The following is a 15,579-nucleotide window of genomic DNA, read 5'->3' as shown; positions in this document are numbered from 1 at the left end:
GGCTCTAGGTCAAGCTCGCCGCAGCTTCTATGCTCGTCGCCATGTCCGCCGCCTCCCCGAGCCTGAGCATCGGCCAGGTCGCCCGGCGTACCGGGCTGAGCGAGCACACGCTGCGCTTCTACGAGCGGGAGGGCCTGTTCCTCAGCCCGATCCGCCGCAGTTCCCTTGGTCGACGGGTGTACGGCGAGGACGACGTGGAGTGGCTGACGGTCTGCACGATCCTGCGCGCGTCGGGGATGCCGCTGCCGGTGATCCGCCGATACACGGACCTGGTGCGGCAGGGGACCGGCACCGAAGGGGAGCGGCTGGAGCTGCTGCGGGATCACCAGGAACGGGTCCGCGCGCAGGTGAGCCAGTTGGACCGGTGCCTGGACCTCATCCGCTTCAAGATCGGGGTGTACGAGGACCACCTGGGCCGGCAGGTGGCCACCACCGCGGACGAGCGGGAGGCCGGGTGACGGCGGCGGCCGGGCGAACGGCGCTCCCGATCGCAGACCCGGTCCATGTAGGTTGACTGCCGTGGAGGAGATCGACCGTGCCATCGTCGCCGCGCTGACCGCCGACGGCCGGCTGTCGTACACCGACCTTGCGGAGAAGGTGGGCCTGTCGGTGTCCGCCGTGCACCAGCGGGTCCGCCGGTTGGAGCAGCGCGGTGTGATCAAGGGGTACGCGGCCCGCGTCTCCTTCGAGGCGCTGGACCTGCCGTTGACGGCGTTCGTGGCGATCCGCCCGTTCGATCCGTCGCAGCCGGACGACGCGCCGGAGCGGCTGGCCCACCTGCCGGAGATCGACTCCTGCTACTCGGTGGCGGGGGAGGACTTCTACCTGCTGCTGGTGCGGGTGGCCGGCCCGCAGGACCTGGAGCGGGTGCTTCAGGAGATCCGCACGTCGGCGAACGTGACGACCCGTACGACGGTGGTGCTGTCCACGCCGTACGAGAACCGGCCGCCGAAGATCAGTGGCGAGCCGCCGTCTCGGCCGCGGGCCCGGGTGGCGGGGGAGGCGGCTGGTTCCACCGCAGGATGACCTGCCGGCCGTGCTCGTGACCGAGGACGCTGACGGTGGCGGTGTCGAGCCGCAGCCGGCCGCCGGCGACGGGCGGCAGGCCGATCCACCGGGCGCCGGCGACGCGCAGGCTGTGGGCGTGGCCGACGAGCGCGACCGGGCCGTGGTCGAGCAGCGGGGTGACCCGCTCGAGGACCCGGTCCAGCCGGGCGGCCACCTGGTCGGGTGACTCGCCGCCGGGGGCGCCGTCGGTCCAGATCGACCAGTCCGGCCGGTCCTCGCGGATCTCGGCGGTGGTGCGGCCCTCGTACTCGCCGTAGTGCCATTCGGCGAGGTCCTCGTCGACGCGGGTGCCGGTGAGGCCGGCGAGCTGGGCGGTGCGCAGGGCCCGGGTGCGCGGACTGGTGCGCACCGCGGCGAACCGCCGGCCGGCGAGGAGTTCGCCGAGCGCGCGGGCCTGCCGCTCGCCGTCGGGGGTCAGCGCGAGATCGGTGTACGAGGTGTGCCGGTGGCTGGCGCTCCAGGTCGTCTCGCCGTGCCGGATGAGGAGGATCTCGCCCATTCGTCCAGTCAACCACTCGTTCCGGCAGGTGCGCACCGCGACGCTATCAAACTATCTTCCTAGGATGCCCTACGCGGGGTGCGGCCGGTCACGACGACCCGGCATGTCCACGGCGACGGCGGGAACCCGCTATGGAAGGCCGGACTCGACCGAGGGGAGCGGACGATGGGCTTCACCGACAAGGCCAGGAACAAGGTCGACGAGATGACCGGCGTCGCGAAGGAACGCATCGGCGACGCGACGCACAACGAGCGGATGCGTTCCGAGGGCGCCACGCAACAGGACGCCGCGCGGGCCCGGCAGACGGGCGAGCAGGCCCGGCCGGCGGGTCGCGACATCAAGGAGTGACGACGAGCAGGATCAGGCCGGGCGCGACGGCGCGGCCACCCGCTGACGCGGGGCACGGCGGACCCCGGGGCGACGTCCCGGGGTCCGTCGTCGTGTCCGAGGTACCCGGACGCCGGCTCACCGTCGGGCGGTAGGGTCGCTGTCCGTGACCGTGGCGCGTTCCCTGGTGTTGTTCGTGCTGGCCGCGTTGGCCGAGATCGGTGGCGCGTGGCTGGTGTGGCAGGGCTGGCGGGAGCACCGGGGCCTGTGGTGGGTGGCGGCGGGGGTGCTGGCGCTGGGCGCGTACGGGTTCGTGGCGACGTTCCAGCCGGACCCGCACTTCGGGCGGATCCTGGCCGCGTACGGGGGCGTGTTCGTGGCGGGTTCGCTGGTGTGGGGGGTGCTGGTGGACGGGTTCCGCCCGGACCGGTGGGACCTGGTGGGCGCGGCGATCTGCCTGGTGGGTGTCGCGGTGATCATGTACGCGCCGCGGGGCTGACCGGCACGGCGGGGCGGTGCCCGTCGATCCGCAGCATCACGATCATCAGCACGATCACGACGGCCAGGTGCAGGGCGGAGTTGACGGCCGCGCCGACCGGGGTGGTGGCCAGGACCAGCGCGGCGGTGGCGAGGCGGCTGCCGGTACGCGCGACGCCGAGGCTGTGGCGGATGTCGGCGATGGCGGTGAGGAACAGGGCCACGCCGGCGGTGAGCGCGAGCGCGGCGGGCCAGCCGGCGGGGTTGTCGGGGTGGGCCACCACGGCGTGCAGGCCGGTGGCGGTGGCGATGATGCCGAGCAGCAGCACGAAGTGGGTGAGGATGTAGGCGCGGGCGGACATGCGGCTTCGGGCTGCCTCGTCGGCGCGGTCGAGGGCCGCTTCGCTGGCTGCGGTGTCGGTGAAGTAGGTCCACCAGAGCGCGGCGGGGAGGGCGAGGGCCATCACGACGGCGCCGGCGATGGCGGGGCTGATGTGGTCCAGCGGGGCGCCCATGCCGATGGCGGCGACGGTCTCACCGAGGGCCACGATGACGAGCAGGCCGTGCCGTTCGACGAAGTGGGCGGGGCGGATGTGGAAGCTCGCGGCACTGCCGAGCCAGGAGTGGCCGGGCAGCAGGTAGGGCAGGACGGTCTGGGTGAAGATGGCGGTGACCCACAGGATCGGCACGATCGGCCCGGTGAGCAGGCCGGCGGCGAGGATGAGCGCGGCGCCGCCGAGGTTGTAGGGGGCGAATCGGCGGACGGCGGGCCGGGCGGTGCTACGGCTGAACAGGCCGACGTGGACGCTGACCACGATCAGGTAGCCGATGCCGAAGAGCAGGCCGCTGCCGGCGAAGGCGTCGGGGACGGCGATGGCGGTGAGCAGGAAGCCGCCCATGCCGCCGAAGAGGAGGAGCTTGCGGGCGGGGCGGTGGGGTGGGACGTGGTTGGTCAGCCAGACGTAGCCGCTGTAGAGGTACCAGAGCAGGCCGAGGATCAGGACGGTCCGGCCGGCGCCGGTCCAGTCGAGGTCGTGTTCGAGCAGGTTGGCGAGCTGAACGACGGTGAGGACGAAGACGACGTCGAAGAAGATTTCGACGGGGGTGGCGCGCTCGGCGGTGTCGGTGTCCCGGGGTTGGTTCCCCATGGCGCGACGCTAACGGCTGGTGGGGCCTCCGGCGGTGGAAATGGCGTCACCCCCGGGCCGGCGGTGGGCTCGGGGGTGACGGGTGGTGCGGTTCAGTCGTTGCGGTGGGCGTGCCACCAGGCCTGGCCGGCCTCGGGCAGGGTGTCGATCGGGTCGTAGTAGGCGTACCGCTTGTTGAGGGCCTCCAGGTCGGCGGACTCGATGGAGGTGCGGTAGTTCTTGGTCCAGTAGGAGATGCCGCGGTCGCGGTCGTACTCGGTGAGCATGTGGACCCAGCGCTTGCCGACGAAGGGGACGTCGCAGACGATGCGCGGGGTGGCGTAGCCGGGCAGGTAGCCCATGATGTCGTGCTGGAGTTGCTGGGCGTGCCAGACGGGGACCCGCCAGTGTTCGGCGTTGGGGATCATGTCGCACATGTAGAAGTAGTACGGCAGGATGCCCGCCTCGCCTTGGAGGGCGAAGCAGAGGTCGAGCAGGTCGGGGGCGGTGGCGTTGACGCCGCGCATGAGGACGCCCTGGTTGCGGACGTCGCGGACGCCGACGTCGAGGGCGGTCTGGGCGGCCTTGGCGACCAGCGGGGTGAGCGACTGGGCGTGGTTGACGTGGGTGTGGATGGCGAGGTTGACGCCGCGTCGGGCGGCGGTGCGGGCGACCCGTTCGAGGCCCTCGACCACGTCGGGCTGGAGCCAGTGCTGGGGGAGGCCCATGAGGGCCTTGGTGGCGAGGCGGATGTCGCGGACGGTCTCGATGTCGAGGAGCCGCATCAGGTAGGACTCGAGGTTGCGCCACGGCACGTTGGCGACGTCGCCGCCGGAGACGACGACGTCGCGGACGCCGGGGTGGGCCTTGAGGTAGGTGATGTGGGCGTCGTAGCGGTCGACGGGCTTGAGGGTGAGTTTGAGCTTGTCGACGGCGGGGGTGGAGTTGCCGACGAGGTCCATGCGGGTGCAGTGGCCGCAGTACTGCGGGCAGGTGGAGAGCAGTTCGGCGAGGACCTTGGTGGGGTAGCGGTGGGTGAGGCCTTCGGCGACCCACATGTCGTGCTCGTGGAGGCTGTCGCGGCTGGCGTAGGGGTGTGAGGGCCAGTCGGTGCGCCGGTCGGAGGCGACGGGGATCATGTAGCGCCGGATGGGGTCGGCGTAGAGGGCCTCGGTGGTCATGGGCGCGAACGGCACCATGGTGTTGAGCATCTGGGGTGGCACCAGCATGGACATGGTGGCCAGGTTCTTCTGATCGGTCTCGAGGTCGGCGTAGAAGGTCTCGTCGACGAGGTCGCCGAGGACGGCGCGGAGCTGCTTGATGTTCTTGACGCAGTTGACGCGTTGCCACTGCGCGCTCTCCCACTGGTCGCGGGTGATGTGGCGCCAGCCGGGGAAGCGGGTCCAGTCGGGTTCGACGAGGGGGGCGCGGCGGTACTCGTACGGCTGGCCGGCGGTGGGGGTGGGTGCCGGCGCGTGCTGGGGCGCGGGGATGGCCTCCACCGGGTGGGTCTGGGTCACGGCCCCTCCTCGTGGGTGTGGTGCGGGCGATCAGTGGTCCCGTACGCTACTGGAAAATATCCGGTCAACAAACTAGTCTGCCGGAAGTTTTCCCGCTACGCGAGCCCTGTCCGGGGCTTCGAGCGGCCGGACAGGGAGGTCGGCGTGACGTCACCGGTGGGTCTGCACCGCGTTCTGGAGCCGGCGGGGGTGCTGCCGCAGGCGGCGTGGCGGCTCGACGCGAGTCCGCAGATCGCGCCGAACGAGGTGCGGATCCGGGTGCAGCGGCTGAACCTGGACGCCGCGAGCTTCCGGCAGTTGTCGGAGAAGCACGGCGGGGACGGGGAGAAGGTCCGTGCCGAGGTGCTGGAGATCGTGTCGACCCGGGGGAAGATGCAGAACCCGGTGACCGGGTCCGGCGGCATGCTGATCGGCACCGTCGACGAGGTGGGCCGCCGGTCGCCGCTGGGCCTGCGGGCGGGGGACCGGGTGGCGACGCTGGTGTCGCTGACCCTGACGCCGCTGACCATCACCGACGGGCTGGCCCGGTGGGACGGGCGCAGCGAGCAGGTGCCGTGTGACGGGTACGCGATCCTGTTCGCCCGGTCGATCGCGGCGGTGCTGCCGGCTGATCTGCACCCGGAGCTGTCCCTGGCCGTGCTGGACGTGTGCGGGGCGCCGGCGCTGACCGCGCGGGTGGTGGAGGGGTACGTGGCCGGCCGGGCGCGCGAGGGGGATGCCCGGCCGGTCAGCGTGGCGGTGATCGGTGGTGCCGGTAAGAGCGGGTCGCTGTCGCTCGCGGCGGCGCGGCGGGCCGGCGCCGGCCGTACGGTCGGGGTGGTTCCGGTGGACGCGGAGCGGGACGCGCTGGCGGCGGCCGGGGTGGCGGACGTGGTGGCGGTGGCCGACGCCCGGGATCCGGTGGCGTTGTCGACGGCGGTGACGTCGGCGCTGGCGGCGCCGGCGGACGTGACCGTGGTGTGCGTGGACGTGCCGGGGTGCGAGCACGGGGCGGTCCTGGCGACCGCCGACGGCGGCACGGTGGTGTTCTTCTCGATGGCGACGAGTTTCGCGGCGGCGGCGTTGGGCGCGGAGGGTCTGGCGGCGGACGTGACGATGCTGGTGGGCAACGGGTACGTGCCGGGCCACGCGGAGTTCGCGCTGGATCTGCTGCGTGCCGAGCCGGGGGTGCGCCGGCTGTTCGAGGCGCGGTTGGCGGCAGACTGAGTGCCATGACGAACCCCTCGACTCTGTACCGCGGCGGTGTGCTGCACTGCCCCGCCGACCCGAGCGCGACGGCTCTGCTGGTGTCCGGTGGCCGGATCTCCTGGTTGGGGTCGGACGCGGACGCGCCGTCCGCCGACCGGGTGGTGGACCTGGCGGGGGCGTTGGTGACGCCGGCGTTCGTGGACGCGCACGTGCACGCCACGGACACGGGGCTGGCGTTGTCGGGGCTGGACGTGTCCGCGGTGCGTTCGGCGGCGGAGCTGCTGGAGGCGGTGGCGGCGTTCGCGGAGGGGCTGCCGGCGGACGCGGTGGTGCTGGGGCACGGCTGGGACGAGTCGAGGTGGGCGGTGCCGCGGCCGCCGGACGCCGACGAGGTGGACCGGGCGGCCGGTGGGCGGCGGGTGTACCTGTCGCAGGCGTCGATCCATTCGGCGCTGGTGTCGCGGGCGTTGCTGGCGGCGTGCCCGGAGGTGGTGGCCGCGGCGGGGTACGACGGGTCGGGGTGGCTGCGGCGGGACGCGCACCACGTGGTGCGGGCGGCGGCGTTCGGGTCGGTGACGCGGGCGCAGCGGGTCGCGGCGCAGCGGAGGGCGTTGGAGCACGCGGCGTCGTTGGGCGTCGCGGCGGTGCACGAGTGCGGGGGGCCGGAGATCTCCGACGAGGAGGACTTCACCGGTCTGCTGGCGATCTCCGGTGCGGGGGTGCCGGAGGTGTACGGGTACTGGGGTGAGCTGAGCGGCGCGGCGCGGGCGCGGGAGCTGGGTGCGGTGGGCGCCGGTGGGGACCTGTTCGCGGACGGGGCGTTGGGGGCGCGGACGGCGCACGTGTCGGCGGCGTACCGGGACGGTGACGGGTGCGGGCACGGGTACCTGACGGCCGGGCAGGTGCGTGACCACCTGCTGGACTGCGCGGCGCACGGCCTGCAGGGCGGGTTCCACGCGATCGGGGACGCGGCGATCTCGACGGTGCTGGACGGGTTCGCGGCGGCGGCGGAGAAGCTGGGCACGGACCGGGTGCGGGCGGCGCGGCACCGGGTGGAGCACGCGGAGATCATGAGCAAGCGGCTGATCGCCGGGTTCGTGGAGTACGGGGTCGTCGCGTCGATGCAGCCGGCGTTCGACCGGTTGTGGGGTGGGGCGGGCCGCATGTACGAGTCGCGGTTGGGCCTTGCCCGGTCGCTGGAGTCGAACCCGATGGGGGCGATGCACTCGGTGGGGGTGGCGTTGGCGTTCGGGTCGGATTCGCCGGTGACGCCGCTGGACCCGTGGGGGTCGGTGCGGGCGGCGGCGGCGCACCACAACCCGGCGCAGCGGATGAGTGTGCGGGCGGCGTTCGCCGCGCACACCCGCGGCGGGTGGCGGGCGGTGCACCTGGACGCCGAGGGGGTCCTCGCGTTGGGTGCGCCGGCGACGTTCGCGGTGTGGGACACCCCGGTCGGGGTGGAGCGGGGGCTGCCGGTGTTGCAGTCCGACGACCCGGAGGCGCGCGGTCCGGAGGACCCGACGCCGCTGCCGGTGTGCCGGCGCACGGTGCTGCGCGGTGAGGTGATCTATGAGGAAGGGTCGTCGTGAGTGAGGGAACCACCCGTCGTGCCGGCGCCGAGCGGAGCGAGGTGACGGCGTGACGTCCAAGCTTGATCTGGATCCGGCGCTGGTGGCGCGGGCGCGGACCCTCGCGGCCCGCGCCGGTGCGCCGGTGGTGGAGCTGGCGCGCAGCCACACGACGGTGTCGGTGGAGCGGGCGGTGCTGCGGCTGGCCGGGGTGGCCGGCGCGGACCCGGACGGCATCCCGTGGGTGAACCGCCTGGTGGACGCGGTGGTGGCCGACGTGGGTCTGGGGCACGGGGTGGCGGTGCCGGTGTTCGACGCCCTGGCCCGGGAGCAGATCACCGACGTGACGCTGCTGGCGCAGAAGGCCGCCGCCGGGTCGGTGCGGTTCGCGGTGCCGACCGGGAGGGCGGCCACCGCCGCGCGGCGGGCGGCCCGCCGGGCGGTCGCCGCGGGGATCCGGCGGATCGACCGGCGGCGGGCCGAGCGGGACCGCCTGGTGAAGCGGTACGGGGATCCGGCGCAGCGGCCGTGGATCTACCTGATCGTGGCGACCGGGGACATCTACGAGGACATCCCGCAGGCGCAGGCCGCCGCACGGGCCGGGGCGGACGTGATCGCGGTGATCCGGTCCACCGGGCAGTCGCTGCTGGACTACGTGCCCGAGGGCGCGACCCGGGAGGGGTTCGCCGGCACGTACGCGACGCAGGAGAACTTCCGGCTGATGCGGGCGGCGCTGGACGAGTCGTCGCGGGAGCTGGGCCGGTACGTGCGGCTGACGAACTACGCGTCGGGGCTGTGCATGCCGGAGATGGCGACCCTGGCCGGTCTGGAACGCCTCGACATGATGCTCAACGACTCGATGTACGGGATCCTGTTCCGGGACATCAATCCGATCCGGACGTTCGTCGACCAGCGGTTCTCCCGGCAGGTGCACGCCCGGGCGGGGATCATCATCAACACCGGTGAGGACAACTACCTCACCACCGCGGACGCGGTGGACGAGGCGCACACGGTGACGGTGTCGCAGCTGCTCAACGAGTACTTCGCGCACGAGGCCGGGTTGGCGGACTGGCAGTTGGGGCTGGGGCACGCGTTCGAGATCAACCCGGACCTGCCGGAGTCGTTGCGGTTGGAGTTGGCGCACGCGCTGCTGGCGCGGGAGCTGTTCCCGGACGCGCCGCTGAAGTGGATGCCGCCGACGAAGCACATGACCGGTGACGTGTTCCGCGGCAACCTGCTCGACGGGTTCTTCAACCTGGTCGGCACCATGACCGGGCAGGGCATCCTGCTGGTCGGCATGATGACCGAGGCGGTGGTGACGCCGTGGTTGTCCGACCGGGACATCGCCCTGCAGAACGTGCGCTACGTGCTGGGCGCGGCGGGCGGGCTGCACGAGGACTTCGTCCCCGCGTCGGGCGGGTTCATCCAGCAGCGCGCCCACCGGGTCCTCGGCGAGGCGGTGGACCTGCTGGAGCGCATCGGTGAGCAGTCGCTGCTCACCGCGATCGCCGAGGGCACGTTCGGGATCATGAAGCGGCCCGCCGACCGGGGCAAGGGCCTCGACGGGGTCGCCCGGCACGAGGCCGACTACTACAACCCGGCCACCGACATCCTGGAGGCGGCGGCGTGAGCGCGGCTGCGGAGAAGAAGGTCGTCCGGCCGTACGGGGACACCACCGGCGACGGCATGGTGCAGGTGTCGTTCACGCTGCCGGTGCCGCACGACAAGCGGGCCGAGGGCGCGGCGGTCCAGCTCGCCGGGAAGATGGGCATCGACCCGGCGATGCTGGTGCACGCCAAGCAGATGGGCGACGGGTTCACCTTCTTCGTCGTGTACGGGCGGGTGAACCACCTGGTGGACCTGTCCGCGGTGCAGGTGATGGAGCGCGACTACCCGCTGCTGTCCGCGAAGGACGTCAACGCCGTCGTCAAGGGGAAGCTGCGGCGCAAGCTGTCGGTGGTGGGGGCGTGCATCGGCACCGACGCGCACACCGTCGGCATCGACGCGATCCTCAACGTCAAGGGCATCGCGGGGGAGAAGGGCCTGGAGTACTACCGGGAGCTGAAGGTCACCAACCTCGGCGCCCAGGTGAGTGTGCCGGAGCTGGTGGAGGCCGCCCGCGCCGAGCGGGCCGACGCGGTGCTGGTGTCGCAGGTGGTCACGCAGCGCGACGCGCACCTGCACAACACGCGGGAGATGTCGGCGGCGTTCCGGGAGGCCATGCCGGCGGGGAAGCGGCCGCTGCTGATCGTCGGCGGGCCCCGGTTCGACGAGACGATGGCCGGTGAGCTGGGTGTGGACCGGATCTTCGGTCGGGGCACCACCCCGGGCGAGGTGGCGTCCTACCTGGTCCACGCGTTGATCGAGAACAGGACGGTGAAGGCATGAGCGACCCTCGGCTCGGGGTGACGGTGACGCACCGGCGGTACGTGCCCTACTCGCACGCCCACTACGCGGGGAACCTGGTCGACGGGGCGTACGCGCTGGGCCTGTTCGGGGACGTCGCGACGGAGGTGTGCATCCGCACCGACGGCGACGAGGGCCTGTTCGCCTCCTACTCGGACGTGCAGTTCCGGGCGCCGATGCGGGCCGGGGACGTGCTGGAGGTGACGGCCACGGTGACCCGGGTGGGGACCCGCAGCCGCACCATCGACTTCGCGGCGCGGGTGGTGTGCCGGGGCCGCCCCGACCGGGGCGAGTCCGCGGCCGAGGTGTGCGACCCGCCGATCGTGGCGGTCACCGCCACCGGCACCGTGGTCGTCCCCCCGGCGGCGTGAACGTCGCCGTCTGCGCCGACGTCGGCTCCACGTACACGAAGGTGGCGGTGGTCGACCTCGACGGCGGCCGGCTCGTCGCGGCGGCGGCCGCCCCCACCACCGTCACCAGCGACGTGCTGCACGGCCTCGACGCGGCCGTCGCCGCGGCCACCGCCGGCCTGCCCGCCCGCGACGCGCCTTGGTACGTCTGCTCGTCCGCCGGTGGCGGGCTGCGGCTGGCGGTCGTCGGGTACGAGCACCTCGTCACCGCGCAGGCGGGCCGGCGGGTCGGCCTGTCCGCCGGGGCGAACGTGGTGCACGTGGCCGCCGGCCGGCTCGGCGCCGCCGACCTGGCGGCGCTGCGGGCCGCAAGGCCCGACGTGGTGCTGCTCGTCGGCGGCACCGACGGCGGCGACGCGGACACCCTCACCCACAACGCGACCCGGCTGGCGAAGGCCCGCTGGCGGGTGCCGGTGGTGCTCGCCGGCAACGTCGACGTCCGCGACGACCTGCACGCCCTGCTCGCCGCCGCGAAGGTGCCGGTCACGGCCGCCGACAACGTGCTGCCCCGCATCGGGGTGCTCGCGCCCGCCGGCGCGCGGGCGGCGATCCGGGAGGTGTTCCTGCGGCACGTCATCGGCGGCAAGCGGCTGTCCCGCGGCCCCCGCTTCCCGCGGCTGGTGCGGGCCGCCACCCCCGACGCGGTGCTCACCGGGGTGGAGGTGCTCGCCGACACCCTCGGCGGGGACCTCGCCGTCGTCGACGTCGGCGGCGCCACCACCGACGTGTACTCGGTGCTCACCCCCGACGAGCGGGAGTCCGGCCCGGCGCGGCAGGTCGCCGGCAGCCTGTGGCGGGCCCGCACCGTGGAGGGTGACCTGGGGATGCGGTGGAGCGCCCCCGGGGTGGTGCGGGCGGCCGTGGAGGAACGGCTCGTCGACCCGGCCGAGGCGGACGGTCTCGCCGGCGCCGCCCACGCGCGGGCGGCCGATCCCGGTTTCCTGCCCGGCGACGCGGCCGAGCGGACGGTCGACGCCCGGATCGCCGCCCTCGCGGCGACGGTGGCCGTCCGCCGCCACGCGCGCGGCGCGGCCACCGGGGAACGCGCCGGCCGGGACCTGCGGGAGGTGAAGCTGCTCGTCGGCTCCGGCGGGGTGTTGCGGCACGCCCCGGCCGCCGACGCCGCCGCCGTGCTGGCCGCGGTGCTCGCCGACCACGCCGGCGGGTGGCCGCTGCCGCGCGCCGCCCGGCCCGTCGTCGACGCCGACTACGTCCTGGCCGCCGCCGGGCTGCTCGCCGCCGACCACCCGGCCGCGGCCCGCGCCCTCGCGCTGCGGGTGCAAGCAGGGGCCCCCTGTTAACGCCTGGCGTTGTACAAGGGGCCCCTGTTAACACCCGGCTGGCCCGGCGGTCAGCTCCGTCCGCCGGGCGGGCCCGTCACAGCGAGCCGCGCCGCCACGGGCCGGTGATCGCGAACGTGATGCCGGGGCTCTGCACGTTGACGAACAGCCAGTTGCCGTTCTTCGGTTCGAACGTCGACCCGCACCACTCCGACCCCGAGTAGTCGCCGGCCGGCACCGACTTACCGGCCACCCCGCCGGCCGGGACCACCACCTGGTTCAGGGCGAACGGGAAGATCTCCCCGTCGGTGGTGAGGCCGTGCAGGTACTCGCCGGAGCTGCCGTCCTCGCACAGCACGATCCCGCCGCGGGGGCTGACGCAGATGTTGTCCGGGTTGTTCAGCACCGCCGCGTCGGGGGAAGCGAACAGCACCCGCATCCGCTCGGCCGCCGGGTCGTACTCGAACACCTGCCCCTGCCCGGCCGGGCCGCCGCTGGTCGACACGATGTAGACGCGCTCGTTGCCGTACCAGGCGCCCTCCAGGCGGCGGAACACCGCGGCGCCCTTCGCCGCACCCTGCAGCACCGGCGGCACCTCGCCCGGCGCGTAGTCCGGGTTGTCGATCGTCACCCACGTCAGGTCCCGGTACTGCGTGCCGGTGCCGTCGGCGTACGTGGAGTACGAGGAGCCGTCGGCGGTGGGGATCACCAGCATCTGCAGCACCCCGCCCGCGGCCAGCTCGCCCCGGCTGGCGGGCAGGAACCGGTACAGGCCCGACGGGGTGGCGTCCTCGGTGAGGTAGACGATGCCGGTCGCCGGGTCCACGGCCACCGCCTCGTGGCTGAACCGGCCCATCTGCCGCAGCGGACGCGGGTCGCCCTTGCCGGTGTGCGGCACCTCGAACACGTACCCGTGGCGGGTGCCGTCCGGGCCGACCTCGGTGGTCTCCTCACACGTCAGCCACGTCCCCCACGGGGTGGGACCGCCGGCGCAGTTGCGGATCGTCCCGGACAGCGTCGCCCACGAGCCGAGGAACTGCCCGGCGTCCGGGTCGAACACCACCGTGGTCGTGCCGCCGGTGGCGGCCGGGTTGTAGGCGGGAGTGGTGAACGCGCCGGTGTAGCCGCCGCGCTCGTGGTTGCGGACCAGCGACACGAGGCCGTCCGGGCGGCGGAACGCGGCCATGCCGTCGTGCGCGCCGGGCGTGCGGATGCCGTCGGACATCAGGTCACCGGTCCAGCCGTAGCTCACGTACTCGAAGCCGCGGGGCAGGCGCAGCAGCTCCAACCCGGTGGCGGCGTCCTTCACCGGGTACAGCGGGCCGTAGTCGGGGCTGGCGGGCAGCTTGGACAGGGGGGCGGCGCCGGCGGTGCGGGCGCCGAGGGCGTCCAGCGGGCCGAGCGCCGCCAGCGCCGCGGCGGTCACCCCGCCGCGCAGCAGTCCCCGCCGGTCCGTTCCGTGCACAGGTGTCACATCGACCTCCAGTGTTCGGGTGCGTCGGCCCCGACGCTAGGAGCGGCGGCGACGGCCGTCACCGGATGCGGTGTGAACCTCAGCTGAACGCCACCCCAGCGCCGGGCGACGGGACTCGCCGACACGACACGCCGGTGTGGCCTCCGCGACTCGTCGGGGGTGGGTTGACAGCGCCCCGGGGGGAGCACGTACCGTCTTTGAGTCCTACTACGGGAAGCGGCTGTTGTTCGCTTCGTCCCTTCGTCCGCTGGCCGAGCGACACGAGCATTTCGTCGCGGCGGCCAGGTCCAGCGGGCGGGGGTCGGCGGGGCGGCGCGAACCGGCCGCGGTTACCGGTGTACGGGCAGGATGAGGGGCACGGCCAGTAGACAACGGCCAGGCGGGGGCAGCCAGTCCAGCGCCGGGTCGGTCCGAAGGTCGGCGCGCCGCATCCTCGCCCCACCGGCCGGGAAGGGCCTGGGAGCATCGGGGCGCGGCGCGAGCCGCGCCCCGATTTCGTTTCTCCGGGCAACCGGTCGGCCGGGACGTACGCGACACCCACCGCCACGGACTCCGAGTGGATCAACATGGGCGGGTAGCCTTCGGCCCGTGATCGTGGTGAGGTGCCGGTGACGACCGTGGAGACGACCCAGGAGCAGGCCGCGCGGACGCGTCCCGCCGTGGCGCCGCCCCGCCCGCTGCCGCTGCCGGTGGCCGTGGCGGCGGCGGTCGCCGGGGGAGCGGCGATGCTGGTCGCGTTCCCCCCGTACGGGCTGTGGCCGCTCGCGCCGCTCGGGGTGGCCCTGCTGGCCGCGGCGGCGCACCGACGGCGGTTGCGCGCCGGCGCCGGGCTGGGCTTCCTGACCGGGGTGGCGCTGTTCGCGCCGATGCTCAGCTGGACCAACCTGCACACCGGCTACCTGCCGTGGGTGCTGCTGTCGCTGCTGCAGGCGGGCTACCTGGCGCTGCTCGGCGCGGCCACCGCCTGGGTGTCCCCCCTCGCCGACCGTGTCCGGTGGGCGTGGCCCGCGCTGACCGGGTTGCTGTGGGTGGCGCAGGAGGCGCTGCGCGACCGCACCCCGTTCGGCGGGTTCCCGTGGGGCCGGCTGGCGTTCAGCCAGGACGACTCCCCGCTGTTGCGGCTGGCCGCGCTGGGCGGCGCGCCGCTGGTCACCTTCGCGGTCGCGCTGACCGGCGGGTTCCTCGTCGCCGCCGCCTGGTGGTGGCAGGAGCCGCGCCGCCGGCCGGCCGGCGAGCGGCGGTGGGCGCCGGTCGCCGTGGTGGCCGCCGCCGCGCTGGCCGTACCGGCCGGTGGGCTGCTCGTGCCGGTCGGCGCCGCCGCTGGCGGCGACCCGGTGACCGTCGCGATCGTGCAGGGCAACGTGCCCCGGCTCGGGTTGGATTTCAACGCCCAGCGCCAGGCGGTGCTCGACAACCACGTCGACGCCACCGTCGACCTCGCCGCCCAGGTCACCGCCGGCGCCCGGCCCCGCCCCGACCTGGTGGTGTGGCCGGAGAACTCCAGCGACATCGACCCGCTGCGCGACGCGGGCGCCGGCGCCCGGATCCAGGTGGCCGCCGACGCGATCGACGCGCCGATCCTCGTCGGCGCGGTGCTGCGCGGCCCCGGTCCGGGGCAGGTGCGCAACGCGGGGCTGCTGTGGCGGCCGGGCACCGGCCCGGACCTGGAGCAGCTGTACACCAAGCGGCACCCCGTGCCGTTCGCCGAGTACGTGCCCATGCGCGACCTCGCCCGCATGGTCAGCGAGCAGGTCGACCGGGTCCGGTCCGACTTCGTGCCCGGCAGCACGCCCGGCGTGCTGCGGACCGGTCCCGCCGTGCTCGGTGACGTCATCTGCTTCGAGGTCGCCTACGACGAGGTCGTCCGCGACACCGTCACCGCAGGCGCGCAGCTGCTGGTGGTGCAGACCAACAACGCCACCTTCGACGTGGCCGAGGCGCGCCAGCAGTTGGCCATGGTGCGGCTGCGGGCCGTCGAGCACGGCCGGCCGGCGCTGATGGCCTCCACGGTCGGGGTGTCCGGGTTCGTCTCCCCGGACGGGCGGGTAAGCGACGCCACCGGGTTCAACACCCGCGCGGTCGTGGTGCGCGAGCTGCGCCTCGCCGACGGGCGCACGCCGGCCACCCGGGTCGGACTGTGGCCGGAGGTGGCGCTGACCGCCCTGGCGGTGGCGGCCCTCGCGGTCGCCGGGACACGGCGCCGGCGGGAGCGCGCCGCGGGCGACTGACGCCCCG

Annotated in this window: 14 protein-coding genes and 1 pseudogene; 11 read left to right on the top strand and 4 right to left on the bottom strand. The window is 74.0% G+C overall.

Annotated elements, in window-relative coordinates; all coding sequences use genetic code 11:
* The first annotated feature begins 41 nt into the window (after window positions 1–41).
* Together ACN26Y_RS22890 and ACN26Y_RS22885 are read left to right on the top strand one after the other, a co-directional pair.
* Window positions 42–458 (top strand): MerR family transcriptional regulator, encoded by a 417-nt coding sequence (locus tag ACN26Y_RS22890; protein WP_155332251.1) that lies wholly within the window; start codon window positions 42–44, stop codon window positions 456–458.
* Between the two features lie 61 nt (window positions 459–519).
* The gene (locus ACN26Y_RS22885; protein ID WP_155332250.1) at window positions 520–1,026 is read left to right on the top strand and encodes an Lrp/AsnC family transcriptional regulator; all 507 of its coding nucleotides are present in this window, start codon (window positions 520–522) and stop codon (window positions 1,024–1,026) included.
* On the opposite strand, the gene ACN26Y_RS22880 is transcribed toward ACN26Y_RS22885, so the two are convergent.
* Window positions 956–1,567, bottom strand: a complete 612-nt coding sequence (locus tag ACN26Y_RS22880; protein WP_422733498.1) for a histidine phosphatase family protein — start codon at window positions 1,565–1,567, stop codon at window positions 956–958. The genes ACN26Y_RS22885 and ACN26Y_RS22880 overlap by 71 nt on opposite strands.
* Before the next feature lie 165 nt (window positions 1,568–1,732).
* Here ACN26Y_RS22880 and ACN26Y_RS22875 point away from each other — a divergent pair, with 165 nt between their 5' ends.
* Window positions 1,733–1,915: a CsbD family protein gene (locus ACN26Y_RS22875; RefSeq protein ID WP_155332248.1), complete on the top strand. Its 183-nt coding sequence runs from the start codon at window positions 1,733–1,735 to the stop codon at window positions 1,913–1,915.
* A gap of 145 nt (window positions 1,916–2,060) precedes the next feature.
* On the top strand, window positions 2,061–2,393 hold the full coding sequence (locus ACN26Y_RS22870; protein WP_155332247.1) for a YnfA family protein: 333 nt from the start codon (window positions 2,061–2,063) through the stop codon (window positions 2,391–2,393).
* On the opposite strand, the gene ACN26Y_RS22865 is transcribed toward ACN26Y_RS22870, so the two are convergent.
* The gene (locus ACN26Y_RS22865; protein WP_422733497.1) at window positions 2,371–3,519 is read right to left on the bottom strand and encodes a low temperature requirement protein A; all 1,149 of its coding nucleotides are present in this window, start codon (window positions 3,517–3,519) and stop codon (window positions 2,371–2,373) included. The two genes, ACN26Y_RS22870 and ACN26Y_RS22865, sit on opposite strands and share 23 nt — an antisense overlap.
* A gap of 92 nt (window positions 3,520–3,611) precedes the next feature.
* Window positions 3,612–5,018 (bottom strand): KamA family radical SAM protein, encoded by a 1,407-nt coding sequence (locus ACN26Y_RS22860; protein WP_422733496.1) that lies wholly within the window; start codon window positions 5,016–5,018, stop codon window positions 3,612–3,614.
* A gap of 156 nt (window positions 5,019–5,174) precedes the next feature.
* On the opposite strand from ACN26Y_RS22860, the gene ACN26Y_RS22855 reads away from it, so the two are divergent.
* Genes ACN26Y_RS22855 through ACN26Y_RS22830 form a run of 6 tightly spaced genes read left to right on the top strand, consistent with a single transcriptional unit; the run spans window position 5,175 to window position 11,891 of the window.
* Complete coding sequence (locus ACN26Y_RS22855; RefSeq protein WP_196255934.1) at window positions 5,175–6,224, top strand: zinc-binding alcohol dehydrogenase; 1,050 nt, start codon at window positions 5,175–5,177, stop codon at window positions 6,222–6,224.
* Between the two features lie 5 nt (window positions 6,225–6,229).
* Window positions 6,230–7,795 (top strand): amidohydrolase, encoded by a 1,566-nt coding sequence (locus tag ACN26Y_RS22850; RefSeq protein ID WP_155332243.1) that lies wholly within the window; start codon window positions 6,230–6,232, stop codon window positions 7,793–7,795.
* 49 nt (window positions 7,796–7,844) lie between these two features.
* Window positions 7,845–9,404 carry a lysine 5,6-aminomutase subunit alpha gene (locus ACN26Y_RS22845; protein WP_422733495.1) on the top strand — a complete coding sequence of 520 codons (1,560 nt, stop codon included), beginning with the start codon at window positions 7,845–7,847 and terminating at the stop codon, window positions 9,402–9,404.
* Entirely contained in the window at window positions 9,401–10,162 is a 762-nt protein-coding gene (locus ACN26Y_RS22840; protein WP_155332241.1) for an OAM dimerization domain-containing protein, read from the top strand. The genes ACN26Y_RS22845 and ACN26Y_RS22840 overlap by 4 nt, the downstream gene beginning before the upstream one ends.
* Window positions 10,159–10,551, top strand: a complete 393-nt coding sequence (locus ACN26Y_RS22835; protein WP_155332240.1) for a hotdog domain-containing protein — start codon at window positions 10,159–10,161, stop codon at window positions 10,549–10,551. The genes ACN26Y_RS22840 and ACN26Y_RS22835 overlap by 4 nt, the downstream gene beginning before the upstream one ends.
* Window positions 10,548–11,891, top strand: a complete 1,344-nt coding sequence (locus ACN26Y_RS22830) for a glutamate mutase L (protein WP_422733494.1) — start codon at window positions 10,548–10,550, stop codon at window positions 11,889–11,891. The genes ACN26Y_RS22835 and ACN26Y_RS22830 overlap by 4 nt, the downstream gene beginning before the upstream one ends.
* Before the next feature lie 76 nt (window positions 11,892–11,967).
* Here the strand turns inward: ACN26Y_RS22830 and ACN26Y_RS22825 are convergent, their stop codons facing one another.
* Window positions 11,968–13,344 carry a PhoX family protein gene (locus ACN26Y_RS22825; protein WP_422733493.1) on the bottom strand — a complete coding sequence of 459 codons (1,377 nt, stop codon included), beginning with the start codon at window positions 13,342–13,344 and terminating at the stop codon, window positions 11,968–11,970.
* 588 nt (window positions 13,345–13,932) lie between these two features.
* On the opposite strand from ACN26Y_RS22825, the pseudogene lnt reads away from it, so the two are divergent.
* A pseudogene (gene lnt / locus ACN26Y_RS22820) lies at window positions 13,933–15,572 on the top strand (apolipoprotein N-acyltransferase).
* Window positions 15,573–15,579: the final 7 nt, after the last annotated feature.

Origin of the sequence: Micromonospora sp. WMMD558 (assembly GCF_049315255.1) — a bacterium.
Taxonomy (GTDB): domain Bacteria; phylum Actinomycetota; class Actinomycetes; order Mycobacteriales; family Micromonosporaceae; genus Micromonospora.
Note: the sequence above shows the minus strand (reverse complement) of the source record. Positions and strands in the feature narration are given on the sequence as shown.

Bases quoted from the DNA above. Each gene is read 5' to 3' on its own strand.
- ACN26Y_RS22890 (WP_155332251.1), top strand. From the start codon at position 42: ATGTCCGCCGCCTCCCCGAGCCTGAGCATCGGCCAGGTCGCCCGGCGT.
- ACN26Y_RS22880 (WP_422733498.1), bottom strand. From the start codon at position 1,567: ATGGGCGAGATCCTCCTCATCCGGCACGGCGAGACGACCTGGAGCGCC.
- ACN26Y_RS22875 (WP_155332248.1), top strand. From the start codon at position 1,733: ATGGGCTTCACCGACAAGGCCAGGAACAAGGTCGACGAGATGACCGGC.
- ACN26Y_RS22865 (WP_422733497.1), bottom strand. From the start codon at position 3,519: ATGGGGAACCAACCCCGGGACACCGACACCGCCGAGCGCGCCACCCCC.
- ACN26Y_RS22850 (WP_155332243.1), top strand. From the start codon at position 6,230: ATGACGAACCCCTCGACTCTGTACCGCGGCGGTGTGCTGCACTGCCCC.
- ACN26Y_RS22835 (WP_155332240.1), top strand. From the start codon at position 10,159: ATGAGCGACCCTCGGCTCGGGGTGACGGTGACGCACCGGCGGTACGTG.